2 protein-coding genes and 1 pseudogene are annotated in these 2,022 nt (G+C 56.2%); 1 reads left to right on the top strand and 2 read right to left on the bottom strand.

Translation table 11 applies throughout. The features are described from left to right. Positions 1-130, top strand: a pseudogene (locus X733_RS1000000170045) (IS256 family transposase); the annotation flags it as partial. A gap of 568 nt (positions 131-698) precedes the next feature. Here the strand turns inward: X733_RS1000000170045 and X733_RS136540 are convergent. Next, positions 699-1,541, bottom strand: a complete 843-nt coding sequence (locus X733_RS136540) for an N-acetylmuramoyl-L-alanine amidase (RefSeq protein ID WP_023702986.1) — start codon at positions 1,539-1,541, stop codon at positions 699-701. A gap of 285 nt (positions 1,542-1,826) precedes the next feature. Further along, a partial coding sequence (locus tag X733_RS1000000170535) for a hypothetical protein (protein WP_210163789.1) occupies positions 1,827-2,022 on the bottom strand: 196 nt, incomplete at its 5' end.

Consider the following 2,022-nt stretch of genomic DNA (forward strand, 5'->3'; position numbering starts at 1 on the left):
CCGAAAGCTGCCTGCGCCTGGTCAGGGCGTTGGCCGTCGAAACCAATGAAAACTGATGGAGGCCAACCGATACATCAACATGGACGACCTGCGCGAGCACAAGAAGCTCGCTCTGCGCCAAGCCGCATGACCAGCATCATGGCCGCCCCATTTTGCAAAACTTGACGCACACAACCGGCGGAGCTGCCTTGCCGAGCGCCTCGACTAGCTTGCGATCACGCCCTTTGCTCCTTTGCAATCGGACGACGGCGCCCAGATGGGAGCAACATGACGAACGCGCCTTCGGCGCCTCTGAGCGCTTGCCGATGGCTGCCGAACAACAGACGCTCACCAATTTTTTCGTACAGTGAGCGCTGGAAAAATTGAGCTTCCGCTAGCCAGAGCAGGAAAGAAGCCAGAAGAGTGCCAAAGGCGTTTATCTCAAGGACCTAACTTCATACATCGATAAGCGACTGTCTGAAGTGCGCTCCTTCAGGCGTAGCTATCAGCAGCCCACCTGTGGCATCTTTGCGCTCGGAGTTTCAGCAATTCCTAGATGACTCACAAGATGCTAGCTCCCGTCCGCCATTCGTGCCGATTCCCAAAATACACCCGATTGCCCGCGCAGAACGGCGAACCCTTCTCGAGCACTGGCTCGCCTCAGAATGCCGCTGCCCCAGTAATGATCAACGTTTGGAAGATCGTGGCGCGTGGTCGTCTCAGTTTTCATCCCGCTCCTCGGTTTCCTCGGCAAGAATCTCCCTCTCCTGCTCAAGTCTTCGAATGAGGCGATCGAACTCTTTGACCCCAATCGCGCCAGTTGAAACGAGGTGAAAGCTGGCATCTTTCGACAGCATCCCTGCCCACTCGCGCTGATCGCCGTGCGGGCTCGCCACTCGCTCGACCCCCTTGGGTTTGGCATGCGGGTCGCCGGTCAGCACCGGTGGCCATGAAAACCAATCATCCGCGTACGGGACCTTGTACGACTCCTTTGCCCAATATCGGTCATGGTCGAACCGAGGAACCCGATCCATGTCCACGCCCAGATCGTTCAATCGCTCGTAGAATCCCGTGTAATTGAAGTTCTGCGGGTCACTGTGGCCGTCCGGAATCCCGCGATCGATTTCTATATGTGGCACGATCGTGAGAACTCGATCGACCGTACGGCAAGCGCCAATATAACAAGCCGCTAGGCTCGTGTACTGCGCCGAGTTCGGAGAGCCCCCCTCCTCGTAGTCTATTTCAATGTTAATTGCCTTGCCCTTAAGGTCGAACTTAGGCAGCTTTCCGTTCTTTGGCTTCAAGCCGGACTCTGCCTTCGTCGCCCACACGTTCGTCTCTTGGAATGGCCACAAATGGACCACCTCTCCCGTTTTGAGAATTACCGCGTGCGACTTGTTACGCTTTTTTCCAATCCAAGGCTTCACTGTGTCGTAGGTGAGCTTTCCGTCCACGGTCTGGTGGAGGATGAAGTGAGTGCGCCCGGCGCAACTGCCATCCATAAGGTCACAAGCGTCCTCGAGGTCAGCCAATGGATCTGTCGAAATATCGTTAATGCCCATGTCCCACACCTAGCTAATAAATCCTCGATACTAGCATAACGCCAATTCGGACGCAAAGTAGCCGAGGCCGGCTCGTAGCCGCACGGTCCGTTACAAGGACTCCGCCTTAAAGACCGTCTATGCCAACGGATTGGCCGAAAGACGAGGGCACTCTCGAAACCTTCCTGCACAAGCTGAGGCTGGAACTGGGCGAAGCCAAGTGAGCCAACAAGCCCTGGCTTCGGCTCAAGATCACAGGCCTTTGTTTGCCGGACCCCTACGTGGCTCTCATGGTTGACCGCCAAACTAGGCTACAAGGCCAAACTCCGAGAGATCAATCCGGAGGCTGTAGTCCATCCCACCGTCGACGCCATAGGCGCTAAGATAGGTATTGCCCTGCGGAATCGGGTGTGATTCGACACTGCGATGACACACGAATCGCTTGTTGATGACGGCTGGGCCGAGACGATTGAGCTTCTGGGCGGCGAAGAGTTGATCGCAG

The organism is Mesorhizobium sp. L2C066B000, assembly GCF_000502335.1.
In the GTDB taxonomy this organism is placed as follows: domain Bacteria; phylum Pseudomonadota; class Alphaproteobacteria; order Rhizobiales; family Rhizobiaceae; genus Mesorhizobium.